The 16,296-nt window shown below is 42.5% G+C and carries 17 protein-coding genes; 14 read left to right on the top strand and 3 right to left on the bottom strand.

What is annotated here, in order from left to right:
- Positions 1-140 precede the first annotated feature (140 nt).
- Together scpB and H7968_RS05625 are read right to left on the bottom strand one after the other, a co-directional pair.
- On the bottom strand, positions 141-725 hold the full coding sequence (scpB, locus tag H7968_RS05620) for an SMC-Scp complex subunit ScpB (protein WP_227395243.1): 585 nt from the start codon (positions 723-725) through the stop codon (positions 141-143).
- A complete protein-coding gene (locus tag H7968_RS05625; RefSeq protein ID WP_227395244.1) occupies positions 712-1,473 on the bottom strand; it encodes a segregation/condensation protein A in 762 nt (253 codons plus the stop codon). The genes scpB and H7968_RS05625 overlap by 14 nt, the downstream gene beginning before the upstream one ends.
- A gap of 160 nt (positions 1,474-1,633) precedes the next feature.
- On the opposite strand from H7968_RS05625, the gene H7968_RS05630 reads away from it, so the two are divergent.
- From H7968_RS05630 to H7968_RS05665, 8 genes are all read left to right on the top strand, one after another.
- Complete coding sequence (locus H7968_RS05630; RefSeq protein WP_227395245.1) at positions 1,634-2,359, top strand: pseudouridine synthase; 726 nt, start codon at positions 1,634-1,636, stop codon at positions 2,357-2,359.
- 123 nt (positions 2,360-2,482) lie between these two features.
- Complete coding sequence (gene resA, locus H7968_RS05635; protein WP_227395246.1) at positions 2,483-3,022, top strand: thiol-disulfide oxidoreductase ResA; 540 nt, start codon at positions 2,483-2,485, stop codon at positions 3,020-3,022.
- A gap of 11 nt (positions 3,023-3,033) precedes the next feature.
- The gene (gene resB, locus H7968_RS05640) at positions 3,034-4,719 is read left to right on the top strand and encodes a cytochrome c biogenesis protein ResB (protein WP_227395247.1); all 1,686 of its coding nucleotides are present in this window, start codon (positions 3,034-3,036) and stop codon (positions 4,717-4,719) included.
- Positions 4,706-5,884, top strand: coding sequence for a c-type cytochrome biogenesis protein CcsB (gene ccsB / locus H7968_RS05645; protein ID WP_227395886.1), 1,179 nt, complete (start codon positions 4,706-4,708; stop codon positions 5,882-5,884). The genes resB and ccsB overlap by 14 nt, the downstream gene beginning before the upstream one ends.
- A gap of 75 nt (positions 5,885-5,959) precedes the next feature.
- Positions 5,960-6,676: a response regulator transcription factor gene (locus H7968_RS05650; protein WP_134373643.1), complete on the top strand. Its 717-nt coding sequence runs from the start codon at positions 5,960-5,962 to the stop codon at positions 6,674-6,676.
- Positions 6,673-8,451, top strand: a complete 1,779-nt coding sequence (locus H7968_RS05655; RefSeq protein ID WP_227395248.1) for an ATP-binding protein — start codon at positions 6,673-6,675, stop codon at positions 8,449-8,451. Before H7968_RS05650 ends, H7968_RS05655 begins: the two co-directional genes overlap by 4 nt.
- 143 nt (positions 8,452-8,594) lie before the next feature.
- Positions 8,595-9,140 carry an RNA polymerase sigma factor SigX gene (gene sigX / locus H7968_RS05660; protein ID WP_134373639.1) on the top strand — a complete coding sequence of 182 codons (546 nt, stop codon included), beginning with the start codon at positions 8,595-8,597 and terminating at the stop codon, positions 9,138-9,140.
- Positions 9,115-10,377 carry a hypothetical protein gene (locus H7968_RS05665; protein ID WP_227395249.1) on the top strand — a complete coding sequence of 421 codons (1,263 nt, stop codon included), beginning with the start codon at positions 9,115-9,117 and terminating at the stop codon, positions 10,375-10,377. The genes sigX and H7968_RS05665 overlap by 26 nt, the downstream gene beginning before the upstream one ends.
- Before the next feature lie 138 nt (positions 10,378-10,515).
- Here H7968_RS05665 and H7968_RS05670 read toward each other — a convergent pair whose 3' ends face one another.
- Positions 10,516-10,764 carry a ferredoxin gene (locus H7968_RS05670; RefSeq protein WP_134373635.1) on the bottom strand — a complete coding sequence of 83 codons (249 nt, stop codon included), beginning with the start codon at positions 10,762-10,764 and terminating at the stop codon, positions 10,516-10,518.
- Positions 10,765-10,970: 206 nt separating this feature from the next.
- On the opposite strand from H7968_RS05670, the gene H7968_RS05675 reads away from it, so the two are divergent.
- From H7968_RS05675 to H7968_RS05700, 6 genes are all read left to right on the top strand, one after another.
- Positions 10,971-12,110, top strand: a complete 1,140-nt coding sequence (locus H7968_RS05675) for a helix-turn-helix domain-containing protein (RefSeq protein WP_227395250.1) — start codon at positions 10,971-10,973, stop codon at positions 12,108-12,110.
- On the top strand, positions 12,032-13,486 hold the full coding sequence (locus tag H7968_RS05680; protein ID WP_227395251.1) for a RecQ family ATP-dependent DNA helicase: 1,455 nt from the start codon (positions 12,032-12,034) through the stop codon (positions 13,484-13,486). The genes H7968_RS05675 and H7968_RS05680 overlap by 79 nt, the downstream gene beginning before the upstream one ends.
- Positions 13,413-14,066, top strand: a complete 654-nt coding sequence (locus H7968_RS18095; RefSeq protein ID WP_227395252.1) for a CPBP family intramembrane glutamic endopeptidase — start codon at positions 13,413-13,415, stop codon at positions 14,064-14,066. Before H7968_RS05680 ends, H7968_RS18095 begins: the two co-directional genes overlap by 74 nt.
- On the top strand, positions 14,047-14,703 hold the full coding sequence (locus tag H7968_RS05690; RefSeq protein ID WP_227395253.1) for a LysM peptidoglycan-binding domain-containing protein: 657 nt from the start codon (positions 14,047-14,049) through the stop codon (positions 14,701-14,703). Before H7968_RS18095 ends, H7968_RS05690 begins: the two co-directional genes overlap by 20 nt.
- A gap of 126 nt (positions 14,704-14,829) precedes the next feature.
- Complete coding sequence (locus H7968_RS05695; RefSeq protein WP_227395254.1) at positions 14,830-15,465, top strand: CBS domain-containing protein; 636 nt, start codon at positions 14,830-14,832, stop codon at positions 15,463-15,465.
- Between the two features lie 61 nt (positions 15,466-15,526).
- On the top strand, positions 15,527-16,282 hold the full coding sequence (locus H7968_RS05700; protein ID WP_227395255.1) for a metallophosphoesterase: 756 nt from the start codon (positions 15,527-15,529) through the stop codon (positions 16,280-16,282).
- Positions 16,283-16,296 lie beyond the last annotated feature (14 nt).

The raw sequence follows: 16,296 nt of genomic DNA on the forward strand, positions 1-16,296 counted from the left end.
AAAAGAGGGGGCTGCTATTACTGGCGCTCAGGCGCAAAAAAAAGCAGATAAGCAATAATAAACGCAATGCGTCTGTATCACTTAACTGCCTTATCACCGCGCTGACACGGTGTGATGATTAAAATTATTTGTTCAATTCTTTATTCAAGCCCTTTTTTCAGCGATTCAAAAAAGAGATCTCCACCCTGATCAGCGTCGTCCTCATCCATCGATTCAGGCAATTCAGGGAGCTCAGTCAGGTTATTCAAACCAAAGCTGTCGAGAAACTCATCGGTTGTTCCATAGAGAATAGGTCTGCCGGCACCTTCTGCACGGCCCAATTCTTTGATCAGCCCACGGGATAATAAAGTCTGGACCGGACGATCGGTTTTAACGCCGCGTATTTCTTCAATGGCAACTTTTGTTACCGGCTGCCGGTAAGCGATAACGGCCAAAGTCTCAAGGCTTGCCTGTGACAGGGTGGCTGGTGATGGAGCTTCCGCGAGCTGTTTAATATAGTCTGAAAATCCTGCTTTCGTGGCAAGCTGATACTTACCTGCGTATTCAACGAGCTGGATTCCTCGTGAATCTTCCTGCAAATACTGCTCACGGATGGTCGCCATGATTTTGAGCACCTCATCTTCTGAAAGTGTCAACACATCCATCAGCTGCTCAAGCGTCAGACCTTCATCACCTGACGTAAACAACAGACTTTCCACAATCGCATAAACATTATGACTGGCCAACTAACGACACTCCTTCAGTAGTTTGAACCATGATTTCCGAAAAATTATGATCCTGCTTTATCCAAATTTCTTTTCTTTTAACAAGTTCCAGCACTGCTAAAAAAGATACAACCATATGAGGTTTTTCAGCAACAGGAAAGAGTGATGAAAACGGCTTTGGATCCCTGGAAGCTTTAACATTCTCAAGGATTTCCTTCATTCTGTCTTCAATTGATACTTCCTGCCGGGTAATTTTAGTGGATAGCGGGCGCTGTATCTTTTTTCTTCTCATAAGTTTATTGAAAGCACCCAGTAAATCATAAATATCCACCTTCAACGGTTCCCGTTCGTCTGTTTCCTCCATTGAGTAACGGGTCAGATCCTCAGGCGGCTTTGTGAAAAGCTGGCCGCGTTCTTCTTCCTTATCCTTCAGGTGATCTGCGGCTTTCTTGAACTTCCTGTATTCAATCAGCTTTTCAACGAGCTCATCTCTCGGATCCTCTTCGTAGGCCATACTGTCTTCTTCCCACGTCTCTTCATGCTTTGGCAAAAGCATCCGGCTTTTAATGGCCATCAACGTTGCGGCCATGACGAGGTATTCGCTCGCTACATTCAGTTCAAGTACATTCATGGCCCGGATATAGAGCATATACTGCTCAGAAATTTCCGCCATGGGGATATCGTAAATATCTATTTCCAGCCCCTGTATTAAGTGAAGCAATAAATCCAGTGGCCCTTCAAACCCGTCGAGTTTTACTTTGTATTCCATCGTATCACCATTTCCTCGTTTCACTGTCATCATAGTATAGCGAATTTAGCGGGTTCTTCCAATAGGAGATGGGAAGCTTTTAGGTGCTCGTCATTTCCTTTTGGAACGGGTTGTGACATAATGCACTATGAGAAAGTATAAGCGAAGAGGAGTATGATGTATGGAAAGACTACAAAAGGTGATTGCACATGCAGGTGTCGCTTCACGCAGAAAAGCCGAACAGCTGATTATAGATGGAAAAGTAAAGGTGAACGGAAAAACAGTTTCAGAACTTGGTACGAAGGTGAGTCCCTCTGATTCAATTGAGGTTGAAGGAGTGAAGATCGAACGGGAGAATAAAGTCTATTTCCTCTTTTACAAGCCGTCAGGAGTCATTTCGGCTGTAAAGGATGATAAAGGTCGTAAGGTCGTAACAGACTTTTTTGACTATGTAGACGAGCGTATATACCCTGTTGGACGACTGGACTATGATACGTCGGGGATTTTGCTTCTGACAAATGATGGTGAATTCGCCAATCTGCTTACACATCCTAAGTACGAGGTAACAAAAACCTACATTGCCCGCGTTAAAGGACTTGTCAGAAGAGAAACAATTAAAAAACTTGAAAAAGGTATAAAGCTTGAAGATGGGATGACAGCGCCAGCCCGAGCCAAAATTATTTCAGCTGACAAAGAAAAGAACAAAACGATCGTAGAACTGACGATTCATGAAGGTCGCAACCGTCAGGTAAGAAGGATGTTTGATGCAGTCGGACACCCTGTGCAAAAGCTTAAAAGAGAGCGCTATGCATTCCTTCATCTGACAGGACTGAATGCCGGAGAAGCGCGGGAATTGACTCCCCATGAGGTGAAACAGCTTCGTGCACTCGCAGAAAACGGTCAGTAAACGGTCGTTTAGCGCAATTTTCACACTTCATTCAAATACTTCATCTTAGGTGTAAGCGATGTAATGCTATAATGACAATGAATCTCTGGAAATAATGAACGTATTGATAAGGAGGTAACATCCGTGCAAAACAAAAAGAAGAAGCGGCTGGTCATGCGTATCTCCATACTGGCAGTTTTACTTGCTGCTGTCTCTTACACGATTTACTCCAGTGTTGTCGGAGAAGAGCGTAACCTCGTTAAAGCGGGTGATCAGGCACCGGACTTTGAGCTGATTGACCTGAATGGGGACGTTCACCGTTTATCCGATTATGAAGGAAAAGGTGTTTTCCTTAATTTCTGGGGAACATGGTGTAAACCGTGTGAAAAAGAAATGCCATATATGGAGAATCAGTATCAAAAGTATGCCGAGCAGGGTGTTGAAGTGATTGCTGTAAACGTTGGAGAATCACACTACAAGGTGTCTAATTTCGCCAATAAATACAATCTGAGCTTTCCGGTTGTCCGGGATGAGCATAAGGACGTAATGGATGCTTATTCAATCGGTCCTTTACCGACAACGCTTTTGATTTCTCCAGAAGGAGAAGTCAAACAGGTGATCACCGGTGAAATGTCAGAAGAAATGATCGCTTCCTATATGGAAAGCATTAAGCCTGAAAGTTAGGAGTCCTTAGAATGAAAGAGTTAGTCTGCAAATGCGGCCACATTAACAAAGAAGGCTCGGAGCTTTGCCAGCAGTGCGGCCGTACGCTGACAGAGCAGGCGGAACAAAGAAAAACAAGTGACGTAATGCGGTATGAAGGGATGGCAAGACGCTCACAGACCTACAAGCGATCCGTTATCGACCGGATATGGAATTTCTTTTCCTCTGTTAAAGTAGGAGTATGGCTCATTGTGATTACGCTGATTGCATCTGCGATCGGAACCATTTTTCCGCAGGAATTATTTATCCCCCGCAATATTGACCCGGCAGCTTATTATGAAGACCGCTACGGATTAGCAGGAAAAATCTATTACGTATTAGGTTTTCATAACCTGTATGGTTCATGGTGGTATATGCTGCTCATTGCAGCGATTGGTACGTCCATCATTATTGCCAGTCTCGATCGGGGAGTGCCGCTTTATAAGGCATTGAAAAATCAGAGAGTGGAAAGACACGGATCCTTTCTGAAGCGTCAACGAATTTACTCGGAATACGCGATTGATAACCCGATGACCAAGCTCGATGAAATCGGTGCAGGACTTGAGAAAAAGAAATATAAAATCCGAAAAGAAGATAATCACCTGCTGGCTGAAAAAGGAAGGTTCTCAAGATGGGGGCCATATGTTAATCACACTGGCCTGATTATTTTCCTGATCGGAGCTATGCTGCGTTTCGTTCCCGGTATGTATGTGGATGAAACGTTATGGATTCGTGAAGGTGAAACGTTAATCGTTCCGGGTACTGATCAGCAGTATTTCCTTGAAAATAAAGGGTTCACGCTTGAAACATATAATGAGGGACAGGATTCTGAGGTGTTTGATGCAACACTTGAACGAGTTGGACCGGTTGCGAAAAATTTCCAAACAGATGCCGTTCTTTATAAACGTGAAGAGGGCGATATTGCAGGTTCAGCTAACAGGGAAATGGATCCTCTGTTTGAACAGCCGATCCAGGTGAACGTACCGTTGAAATTTGACGGATTTGCCCTCTATCAGACTGATTACATTGAAAATGAAATTCACAAAATGTCGTTCACCTTGGAGAATAAAGACACTGGTGAAACTTTTGGTGAGTTTTCAGTTGACTTATTTAGTCCCGAGCTGGATGGAGTTTATGAGTTAAGTGAGGGTTATCAGGTTGAAATGATGGGCATATATCCTGATTTTTCAGGCTTTGAAGATGGTGAACCGCAGTCTGCCTCACCACTCCCAAATAACCCGGCATTTTTATTTAAAATGATCACGCCGGATAAACCGGACGGTGAAGTGGCGTTCATCGGGATTCAGCAAAACCTCGAGCCACTTGGGGAAAACGAATACGCTCTGAGCTTTAGCGGTTTAGAAACGAGAGATGTCTCAGGGCTTACAGTTCGTAAGGATCTTACTTTATGGATCCTCGCGCTTGGCGGAGCCATTTTTATGATCGGAGTTGTCCAGGGTGCTTACTGGAACCATCGCCGGATATGGCTTAAAGCAGGTGAAGATGGAAAACTGTATGTGGCCGGCCATACGAATAAAAACTGGTTTGGTCTGAAAAAAGATTTAACTGCATCCTTTGAAGGAACAGACCTTGCAATTCCTGAGGATCATCAGGAACTGAAGGATTCAAAAGGAATGGCAAAGGAGGAACAGGAACGTGGCACAACTGGCCAGCATTAGTAGTACACTGCTGTACACAGCTTTTGTACTCTATTTAATTGCGACGGTGTTTTTTGCCGGCTCAATCAAATCAAAAAAACATACGAATCAGGTTGGGAAAAACCGCTGGGCAACCATTGGGATTACCATCACCATTATCGGTTTTGCGGCTCAGCTCGGTTACTTTGTAACAAGATGGATTGCAGCAGGACATGCTCCATTAAGTAATCTGTTCGAATTTATTACTTTTTTTGCAATGATGCTTGTATTATCATTCATCATTATTTACTTTATGTACCGGTTGCACATTTTAGGTGTTTTCGCTCTGCCGATTGCGCTGTTGATCATTGCTTATTCAAGCATGTTCCCTCGCGATGTTTCACCGTTAATCCCTGCGCTGCAAAGTGATTGGCTGTTTATTCACGTTTCGACGGTTGCGGCTGGGGAAGCTATTTTAGCAGTGAGCTTTGTTGCAGGACTGATTTATCTATTAAAGGACGTGGATTTATCAAAAGGTGGAAAACAGGTTATCTGGCTTGAGGCCGTATTAATTGGTCTTGTTCTCGTCGTTGGTTTTATTGTCAGCTCGATTTCCTTTTCAGTGGCAGGAGCTGGTGCTGAGTTTTCATATGTGAATCCTGAAGATCAGGAGGTAACGGCGCAGTATGCAATGCCAGCACTGATCATTCCAAATGAAGGAGAACTGTTAACGGAAGGTTCATTTTCAACTTCACTCGAAATGCCGGCGATTGTGAACGCAGCCAGACTTAATACCGTTATCTGGTCACTTATTTTTGGAGCAGGGATTTACCTTCTCATCCGTTTAATTACACGAAAGACGCTGGCAGCAATTCTTCAGCCTCTGGTAAAAAAAGCAAATCCTGATCTGCTTGATGAAATCGGGTACCGCTCTGTGTTAATCGGCTTTCCGGTCTTCACTCTTGGCGGACTGATCTTCGCCATGATCTGGGCTCAAATCGCCTGGACACGCTTCTGGGGATGGGATCCGAAGGAAGTATGGGCACTGATTACCTGGCTGTTTTATGCGGCATTTCTGCACCTCCGCTTATCAAGAGGATGGGAAGGAAACCGTTCAGCCTGGCTTGCAGTAATTGGATTTGTTATTATAATGTTTAATCTGGTAGCTGTGAACTTAATTATTGCTGGTTTGCACTCCTATGCATAATTAAAGCCCTCACGCTGATCGTGAGGGCTTATTTTAAAAATGAATTACATAAGGACCTAGAAGGGGGCTTTTTTCATGAATGAACTTGGTCATATTCTGGTGGTAGATGATGAAGAAAGAATCAGAAGACTATTAAAAATGTATCTTGAAAGAGAAGGCTATACGATTCAGGAGGCTGAAAACGGGGAACAGGCACTGAAACTTGCGCTTGAAGAAGATTTTGATTGTATCCTGCTTGACCTGATGATGCCTGGAAAAGACGGTATCGAGGTATGTAAGGAACTTCGGGAAGTGAAGACAACGCCTGTTATTATGCTGACGGCAAAAGGTGAGGAAGCGAACCGTGTACAGGGCTTCGAAGTCGGAACGGATGATTATATCGTAAAACCATTCAGTCCCAGAGAGGTCGTCTTGAGAGTGAAGGCTTTACTGCGCCGGTCATCTGTGAGCAGCTATGTTAAAACTGATCCAAAAGCAAAAGACATGATCGCTTATAACCATCTTGTTATTGACAACGACGCACATCGGGTTACAGCAGACGGACACGAAGTAACACTGACGCCAAAAGAGTATGAGCTGTTATTGTTCCTAGCTAAGACACCTGATAAGGTATATGATCGTGAACAGCTGTTGAAGGAAGTCTGGCACTATGAGTTTTTCGGCGATTTGAGAACAGTTGATACCCACGTGAAACGATTAAGAGAAAAGTTGAACCGAGTTTCAGAAAAGGCGGGGAAAATGATCGTGACAGTATGGGGTGTCGGTTATAAATTTGAGGTAGCAGATGAATGAGAATATGGAGAAGCGTAGTAGGCAAGCTGTGGATTACGATTCTGCTGCTTGTCTCCTTTGTGTTATTCATTCTGACCATTCTATTGCTCGAGTTTTTTCAGAATTATCATGTGGAAGAAGTTGAAGAAAGCCTTCGATATGAGGCTCAGAAAATCTCAAGTATTGTAGAGGAACACAACGACCTTGATTTAAGCCTTCAGATTATTGATGAAGTGATGGATGATCCTGTTCATGCCATTATCTTTCTGAATGGAGACAGTGTGTATTCTTCTGACGAACTGAATAATGATGAGATTCAGGAAACGATTCAATCCAACCGAGAACTTGAGCGTGTCATGACGAACGGGGAAATTGTCCAGCAGGAAATAGCGCTTGATGATAATGAATCGCAAAATCGATACAATAACATCATGATTATTGGAGCCCCTGTCACGTCAGGCAGCGGTGTCATGGGTGCAGTTTACGTCTATCAGTCATTAGAAGCGATACAGCAAACGACCGAACAGACAACGAGATTAATCGTTCTTGCCGCAGGAATTGCCATTATCCTGACGACATTTTTTGCCTTCTTCCTATCGACCCGTATTACAGCACCTCTTCGTAAAATGAGAGAAGGTGCTTTTGAAGTGGCAAGAGGAAAGTTTGATACGAAAGTTCCGATCTTGACACAGGATGAAATCGGTGAACTGGCAACAGCTTTTAATCAGATGGGACGTCAGTTGAAACATCATCTCGATGCACTGAGCCATGAAAAAGAGCAGCTCTCAAGTATTTTAAGCTCTATGGCTGATGGCGTCATTACGTTTAACCGGGACCAGACCGTGCTTGTTTCAAATCCCCCTGCTGAAAAATTCCTGCAATACTGGTATGAAGAGCAGGAGGGTTACACAAAAGAAGCGCTGCCTCCTAAGTTGTCAGAGCTAATAAATGAAGTCATGGCAACAGATGAGGAACAGATAGGTGAAGTCACGATTCACGACCGTTCATTCGTTACGATTATCAGCCCTTTATACAGTGGACAATCCGTAAGAGGGGCTGTAGCGGTTCTTCGGGATATGACAGAGGAAAGAAGACTGGAGAAGCTGAGAAAAGATTTTATTGCAAACGTCTCCCACGAGCTGAGAACCCCTATTTCCATGCTGCAGGGTTACAGCGAGGCGATTGTGGATGATATTCCTCAGACTGATGAAGAGCGGAAAGAGATTGCTAAAATTATTTATGATGAATCACTCAGAATGGGCCGGCTCGTCAACGAACTGCTGGACCTCGCACGGATGGAAGCAGGTCACATTGTGTTAAATAAAGAGCTGCTTGAAGTCAATTCATTCACTGAAAGAGTTCTCTCTAAATTTCAGGTTGGTGTAAAAGAAAAAGGAATCAAGCTGCAATTGAATACGGGAATTGATAACAATGAGGTATTATATGCTGATCCCGACCGCATCGAGCAGATCCTGACAAATCTGCTTGATAATGCGGTACGTCATACACCTGATCATGGTAAAATTTCGATTGAACTGCGTCAGGACAGCCGGTTTATTCATTTTTCAGTAAGAGATAACGGCGTTGGTATTCCTGAAAGTGATTTACCATTTATATTTGAACGCTTCTATAAAGCAGATAAAGCAAGAACAAGAGGTCAGGCGGGAACAGGGTTGGGACTTGCCATCGTTAAAAATCTTGTTCAGGCACATGGTGGTGTAATCAAAGCTGAAAGTAAAGTGAACGAAGGTTCTGTTTTCAGCTTCAGTATACCGGCAAACGTGAATAAAACTTGAACAAAACTGTCTCTGTGAATGGGGCAGTTTTATCTATTTTCCAAATTTTATTTTTCACCATTACACTCATATAGTAGAATGGTGAGTGTAACTTTTTAGAAGCTGTTACGACTAATGCTATGAACGGGGGAGGAGTATACGAAATGGACTCCGTTTTTCAACGATTATATACAGAATATCAGCAGGATGTGTTTCAGTTTCTCATCTATCTGGTGAAAAACAGAGATACAGCAGAAGACCTGCTACAGGAAGTTTTTATAAGGGTGATGAAATCATACGAAAACTTTGAAGGCAAAAGTTCTGAAAAAACGTGGCTCTTTTCCATTGCGAAAAATGTCACCATTGATCATTTCAGAAAACAGAAAACGATTCGCAACCGTGTCATGGACCATTTTGACTGGGGCAAGCGTGATATAGAATCATCGGATTCCCTGCCGCAGGAAATTGCTGAACAGAACGAAGATATTCAAAGACTCTACAGATGTCTTGACCGCTGTTCAGTTGACCAGAAAATGGTGGTGGTATCCAGGTATATCCAGGAATTAAGTATAACCGAAACCGCCGAAATTCTTGGCTGGTCTGAAGGAAAAGTGAAGACGACGCAGCATCGTGCGATCAAGAAATTGAAAGAGCTGATGGCTGAAGAGGAAGAAGGTGATCACGATGAAAAAATCACAATGGAACGATGATAAAATAGAGTCGCTTTTAAAGAAAATGCCTGTGATTGAAAGCAGAACTTCAGCTGAAGAGATCTATCAGCATGTGGAACTCAGAAAGAGGAAAAAGAAAACAACTGCGAGGTGGATGCCGGTAGCAGCCAGCCTTGCAGCACTACTTCTTTTAGTCATTCTGGTACCTGGGCTGATGAATCAAAATCAGGATGAAGCAAGCAACATGGCCTCGGAATCTTCAGCAGATCCAGCAGAGATGACTTCAGAAGGCGGCAGTGAGGAAGAAGCTGTCACGAATGAAGCTGGAGGAGATTTTGAGGATAATCAGCTTCAGCGGTCACCGGATTCTGCTCCTCCTGCAGAAGAAAAAGAAGATGAGACTCAGGAGACAACGGAGGAAAATACCCTGGAAGATGCTGAAGAAGGTTTTTCATCTGTCGCACTTGGAGGAGAAACCGAGTCCAACCTGATGACAGATGAGGAGGCTGAAGAGAGTGCCTCGTTTGATGTAGGTCTGCTCTCTGAAGATGGATTTGTCATTCCAATGACTGTGATTGTACCGGCTGAATCAGACCGGAGTAAAACAAACCTTGAGCTATACAATGACTGGATCGCATCACTCGATGAAGAAGAGCTTGGTTTTTCCGATTATCACCCGCTAAGCTCCAATCTGACCGAGGATGGAGCAAACCTTGAAGGAACGATCAATGATCTTGAGGAACGAACTGTTGGAGCGTCTTCAGATATCCTTCTTGAAGTCTTAAACGAAACGTTCGGTTCATCTTATGAAAATATTCGTCTCGTGAATGAAGACGGTTCACTCCAGGAACTGAATCAGGTTGGGGAAGTGGAACAGTTCAGCCTGTCAAAAGATAATCACGTTTTCTTCATTTACCAGCAGGATAATGAGCAGTATTTTTATGTTCCATCCTACGAGTCCTATGAGTCATTTGAACAAGCGGTTGGTGCGATCAATCAGGTGCCGAATGACCGTTATCAATCAGCATTACCTGAAACATTGAGCCTGGAAGCAGAGTCGGATGGACAGAATGCAACGGTTCGGGTTGAAGGTTCAACGGAAGAGCTGACAGCGCTTGAAAAACGTCAATTTGTTGAAAGTATTTTACTGACAGCGAAATCTTTCTCGCTTGAAACGGTAACATTCGAAAACCTTGAACAGGATTTTGTCACAGGATACGATTTTACACAGCCGGTAGAAGTACCTTACGGATATAATAAAGCTTATATTGAATAAAATCAGATTTTGCAAAAAGGGGCCGGGATCATAATAGATCCTAGCTCTTTTTTTATGATTTGCAGCGAAATTAGAGTCTGTAAAAGCAAAAAATCTGTCACGTCTCTGATCAGAGACGTGACAGATTTTATTTACTGCCTATTCATATTTCAATGCATCACCGTCAAACGGTTCTTCTGATACCTTAATGGAATCAGTAGGACAGCCTTCGAATGCATCCAGCATGTCATCATACAGTACTTCAGGAACTTCAACTGTACCTTCATTATCATCAAGTGTAACAAATGCGATTCCTTCATCATCGTAATCGTAGATATCCGGAGCAGCAGCACCGCATGCGCCGCAGGCAATACATGTATCTTTATCAACAATTGTATACTTAGCCATTTATATAACCTCCTCTTTCAGTCATTCGTTTGTTGCAACAGAAAATATCCAATCTTTATTCTACCTATATCAATATAGATTTTCAACAGTGTGTGTTTGCAGGGAACGGATATTTTTCCTTTACCCGTATCAGAGGAAAGAAAACAGGATGACCAGCTTCAGTATGATAAAATAATGTGACCATGATAAAATGAAGGGAGAAACAGATGAAGTATTCTGAAGCCATTTACCTGATAGGGCTCGACTTATTTAAGGGTGAGCGATCGGATTCAGCGCTGTATCATTTACTAACTGGGAAAAAAACTTCACAAACCATTCAGGATGCCCACCTCTTCGGATTATCCCCTTTATTTAGTATTGTCCCAAACCTGAAAAGAAAACAGTATGATGAGACGATTCATCATTTAAAAACACAAGGCTGTCTCTCTGTGAATGAAGCTTCGAAAAGTCTCGTTACTGATAAGGGAAAAGAGGAAGTTCGCCATTATTTTTTTCAACATTATTTTCCTGCTCATCTGGACGGCTGGCGCTATGGTGAATCCGGAAGAGTTTTTTGGGGACGGATATCCCTGCTCATTCAAACCTTATCAAATCTTACTCAGAATGAATCACGCTTCTTTCCTGTCATAAGAGACCGCCACATTCAATCCTGGGTAAAAGACCAGCTAATAAATAGCAAGACAAATAAAAAAGCATTATTTGATCAGCTGTACCATGAATGGAAGACTTTGTTTCAATCCACTGACTATCCTGACGATCCACTGCTGATTGTTCAGCAGTTTTCAGGCTGGAACCTGATTGGTCTGACACATGCTCAACAGGCTGACTATTTATCCTGTTCGCCGGATGAAGTATATTACCGGTTTATTAATGTTCTTCATTTCTCTTTAGCCAAAATTGTTGAAGAAAAGGAAGCGTACCCAATGCTGCACCACATTTTAAAAGATCAGCTGAAACAGGATCAGCTCTACACGGTATCTACGGCAGAGACCAAAAGGCTGTTAGATAACGGAATGGATTTAATCGGAATTTCGCAAAAAAGGAGATTAAAGCCAAGTACAATCGAAGATCATATTCTTGAACTGGCACTCCTTGACCGTACACTCAAAAAGGAACCTTTTGTTTCTGAAGAACTATATGCTGCCATCAGAGAGGTTGCGGCCAGGTCCGGAAGTAAGAGGTTAAAGGTGATTAAAGAGGCAATTCCTGACGCGGATTACTTTCAAATAAGATTTGTACTTGCGAAAGAAAACGGGGAGGCGAACCAATGGAACAGCTATTACAGAAAAAATTTGGCTTTGAATTCTTCAGAGAAGGACAAAGGGAGGTCATCAGCCACGTTTTAAACCGTCAGCACACACTGGCAATGCTTCCTACAGGAACAGGAAAGAGTCTCTGTTTCCAATATCCTTCTTATGTAAACAATATGCGGGTGATCATTGTTTCACCATTACTATCTCTAATGCAGGATCAGGTTGAACAGATTAAATACCGCGGTGAAAAAAGTGTAGCTGCACTGAATTCTTTTTTATCGTACCAGGAGAAAAAAGAAGTGATGTCCAACTTAAAGAACATCCGCTTTCTGTTCATCTCTCCGGAAATGCTGAATGTCCCGGAAATCAGACAGGAGCTGAAAAAAGTTTCATACGGTTTATTTGTCGTGGATGAAGCACATTGTATTTCGCAGTGGGGTCCTGATTTCAGACCAGACTATCTGATGCTTGGGAAAATTATCAAAGAACTTAGCAGTCCGGTTGTATTGGCGTTAACCGCTACTGCAACTGCTCAGGTGAGAAAAGATATTATGGAAAAGCTACAAATTCAACATGCACAGCAGTGCATTTACTCAATTAACCGGTCGAATATTGCCTTATCTGTGTTAACAAGTGATTCTCCTGAGGAAAAGAAGGTTGAGCTTGAATCTGTTTTAAAGACGTATCCTTCACCTGGAATTATCTATTTCTCAAGTAAAAGGACAGCGGATGAATTGGCGGATTATTTCAGTAAAAAAGGTCTTCTTACATCCAGTTACCATGGAGATGTAGAGCAGGATCAGCGAATATTAATTCAACAGCAGTTTATACAGGGACAGCTCGATTGGATTTTTGCCACTAATGCTTTCGGTATGGGGATTAATAAGGAAAATGTCAAAACCGTTATACATTTTCATATGCCTTCTTCAATTGAAAACTTTGTTCAGGAAATCGGACGTGCAGGGAGAGACGGGTCGAATGCCCAATCAGTCCTTCTGTATAGTAAGGGTGATGAAGTGATTCCGATGCAGCTTGCAGAATCTGAAATGCCGGGCAGCATCCAGATCAGGGAATTTTACCGGATGGCTTCAGCGCGTCACGACCCGCTTGCGATTCAGCAGGAACTATTTTTGTCAGATACACAGATGAGGGTTCTGATGCATTATTTTAATGAAGAACCATCACCCGGATGGGAAAATAAAATCATCGAAAAACTTACAAACCGTTTTCTTGCAAAGAAAAGAAAGATCGGGGAGATGAAAGCATACGTTGAGTATGAGTCATGCAGAAGAGAAATGATTTACCGTGCATTTGGTGAGACGCCGGTTAATCAGGAAAGATGCTGTGACCTTTGTGGTCTCAGTAAGCCTGAAGCGCCGAGCAGGATGGATCGCAGTGCACAGTCACTCGGCTGGCTCGAAAGGCTGGATCAGATCTTTAATCGGGGTGGTCAAACTGAACCAGAATGAACATTTGACAGGGGAGAATTTATTTAAAGCCGTATTGTTATCACAGCTGCTTATTTTAATTGTGGCGACGATATTCAGTTTTTTTCTGTTTGATTCCGCCAATGAATTTCGATCTCTTTTTAAATGGGAATGGACGTTTATATGGATCGGTCTCATATCAGGTGTTTTCGTCGCTCTGCTTGATATTTATTTCATGAGAAAACTTCCTCCGGCTATGTATGACGACGGAGGGATCAATGTCCTGCTGTTCTCCTCCATAAATGTCTGGAAGATTGGGGTTGTTGCGGCGGGAGCAGCTTTAACAGAGGAGATTCTCTTCAGGGGTGTCATTCAGACTCACTTCGGCATTGTGATCGCAAGCCTTGTGTTTGTGCTGATCCATTACCGGTATTTGCGAAAGTGGTATTTGCTCATCAATATGACGGTGCTCAGCTTTTTTATCGGGGGAATTTATGAATATACAGAAAGTCTATGGTCAGTTATCTTTTTACACTTTATAATAGACTATATATTAGGTATTTATATTTATATAACATCAAAACATAAAGAAGGGGTTCATTATGAAACGAGATCCTTTTAGAGATCAGGCAGAAAAAAACAGAAAGAAGATTATTGCCGAAAAGAAGGAAGAGCAGGTTACATCCTCCGCACCTCTTACAAGGGTGGAAATGCACAGCCAGAAAAGAGAACAGAAACAATCTAAAAAGAAGCCTTTCCCGCTTATAGGTGTCCTTCTTGGTTTGTTTGTTCTGCTGCCACTAATGGCAGTAGCCGGATCTATGTTGCTCTCAGGGGGAGAAGACGGATTGACTGACGCAGTTGTGGAACGGCCGGTAAATGAATTCCAGAAAGACAATGACACAGCCAATACCGTATCGGCAAATTCACCGGAAGATGACATGGAGCAGGATGAAACTACTGATGAAAATGTAAATCAGGATGAAGCATCAACTACACCGGCAGAACCTGAAGAGGAACCGGTAACAGAAACTCCGGCAGAGGAACAGCCGGTTGAAGAAGCGCCTGAGGAAACAGTGGAAGAAACGCCGGCGCCTTCGTCTGAAACAACCCACACCGTACAGCCGCAGGAAACCCTATACCGGATCGCTGTCAATTACGGACTTGGTAGTGATGGTGTTGACAGGTTAAGAGAATTAAATGGACTGTCAGGAAACGACATTTACACAGGCCAGGTTTTGAAAATACCGGCTGAATAATTACTATGAATCCGGCTAAATGTAGATTAGGATTAAGAAAAATAACAATTTAACCTGAAATTTAAAGGAATATCGTGGTGCTGAACAGAATAAGATAGGGCAGTCAATATTTGATGAGGTGATAAGATGTTTACGAAAAGTGCAATGGTTCCTGCAGCCAAAAGCTATACGGTTCAGGTTGAGGATTCTGTTAAAAAAGTAATCGATCTGCTTGAAGAAAAAGAAATTGATGCCCTGCCTGTACTAGAAGGAGTTTATTACCGGGGTGTTGTCACAAGGTATCATATTTATAAAGCGTATTTTGAATCAACTTTATCAAAGGATGATTTTTATACGCAGACAACTGCCGGTGATGTGTTAACGCATGAAAATACATACCTTAAAGGCGATGAAATTTTTGAAACAACACTGTACGAGTTAAATGATTTCCCACTCATTTCAGTGGCGGACGAAAATAAAGTTTTTAAAGGAATTGTGACCCGTTATGATGTATTTAATCAATTCCAGAGCGCTTTCGGTATGCACAAAAAAGGCGTCAGAATTGCTTTTACATCTGTAGAAACTGAAGGCAGGATTTCGAGGCTGGCTGAACTGATTCAGCAATTCCACGAATCCGTGATCTCGCTTGTGACATTTGATGAAACGGATAAGCTTGTGCGTAGAATTGTATTAAAGCTTGAGAAAAAAGATAATATTGACAAGTTTATTCAAAAGCTTGAAAAATCAGGATTCAGGGTGCTGGATATAAAAGAAGATGATTAAAAAATCATTTCCTCTGGTTTCAGAGGAAATGATTTTTCGTTTTCAGAGCAGGAGGAAGAAAATGAAGTATTTAGTTTGGGCTGCAGCTTGTACAGCAGGCCTTGCCGCATTTATGACCAAAAAAGCTTTTGAGAATAATTTGATTTATCACGACATTCAATTAGAGGATACTCCACTTAAAAAGCCGGTGAAGGCGCTTTTTATTTCTGATCTGCACCGACGGAAAATACCAATACGCTGGGCTGAATCACTGCCGGAAGCTGACCTTGTTTTTATCGGCGGAGATGTGACAGAACAAGGGGTTCCATGGAGCTTTGTTGAACATAATGCACGTATTCTCTCAGAACTAGCACCGTGTTATTTTGTCTATGGTAATAATGACGAAGAAGTAGAAAAGACAAGGCTGACGGGAATACTAGAAGCTTACGGAATCACCATTCTTGAAAATAGAGCAGTTTTATATCAAAACGAGCATTCTGAAGGGATTTGGATTGCCGGTATTGGAGATATTACATATAGAAAAGACAACCTTGATACGACGCTCAGGCAGATTGATGGCGGACCGGTTATATTATTAAGTCATGATCCCCGCGTCGTCAATAAACTGAATCCATTTGCGCACAGTCCGGTAAATCTGATTCTCAGTGGTCACACACACGGTGGACAGGTCAGAATATTTGGCAAAGGTCCTTATGAAAAAGGAGGTCTTTTTCCGATTCATTCCGGACACCAACTGATCAGCAACGGTTATGGGACAAGTTTTCTGCCTATACGGCTTGGTGCTGAGCCTGAAGTGCATTATATCAACATTACATAAAAAAGTTGTATAAA

Origin of the sequence: Jeotgalibacillus aurantiacus (assembly GCF_020595125.1) — a bacterium.
Lineage (GTDB): Bacteria > Bacillota > Bacilli > Bacillales > Jeotgalibacillaceae > Jeotgalibacillus > Jeotgalibacillus aurantiacus.

Excerpts from the sequence above, each read along its gene's own strand:
- H7968_RS05625 (WP_227395244.1), bottom strand. The coding sequence starts at position 1,473 with ATGGAATACAAAGTAAAACTCGACGGGTTTGAAGGGCCACTGGATTTA.
- H7968_RS05630 (WP_227395245.1), top strand. The coding sequence starts at position 1,634 with ATGGAAAGACTACAAAAGGTGATTGCACATGCAGGTGTCGCTTCACGC.
- resB (WP_227395247.1), top strand. The coding sequence starts at position 3,034 with ATGAAAGAGTTAGTCTGCAAATGCGGCCACATTAACAAAGAAGGCTCG.
- H7968_RS05650 (WP_134373643.1), top strand. The coding sequence starts at position 5,960 with ATGAATGAACTTGGTCATATTCTGGTGGTAGATGATGAAGAAAGAATC.
- H7968_RS05655 (WP_227395248.1), top strand. The coding sequence starts at position 6,673 with ATGAGAATATGGAGAAGCGTAGTAGGCAAGCTGTGGATTACGATTCTG.
- sigX (WP_134373639.1), top strand. The coding sequence starts at position 8,595 with ATGGACTCCGTTTTTCAACGATTATATACAGAATATCAGCAGGATGTG.
- H7968_RS05665 (WP_227395249.1), top strand. The coding sequence starts at position 9,115 with ATGAAAAAATCACAATGGAACGATGATAAAATAGAGTCGCTTTTAAAG.
- H7968_RS05670 (WP_134373635.1), bottom strand. The coding sequence starts at position 10,764 with ATGGCTAAGTATACAATTGTTGATAAAGATACATGTATTGCCTGCGGC.
- H7968_RS05675 (WP_227395250.1), top strand. The coding sequence starts at position 10,971 with ATGAAGTATTCTGAAGCCATTTACCTGATAGGGCTCGACTTATTTAAG.
- H7968_RS05680 (WP_227395251.1), top strand. The coding sequence starts at position 12,032 with ATGGAACAGCTATTACAGAAAAAATTTGGCTTTGAATTCTTCAGAGAA.
- H7968_RS05690 (WP_227395253.1), top strand. The coding sequence starts at position 14,047 with ATGAAACGAGATCCTTTTAGAGATCAGGCAGAAAAAAACAGAAAGAAG.
- H7968_RS05695 (WP_227395254.1), top strand. The coding sequence starts at position 14,830 with ATGTTTACGAAAAGTGCAATGGTTCCTGCAGCCAAAAGCTATACGGTT.
- H7968_RS05700 (WP_227395255.1), top strand. The coding sequence starts at position 15,527 with ATGAAGTATTTAGTTTGGGCTGCAGCTTGTACAGCAGGCCTTGCCGCA.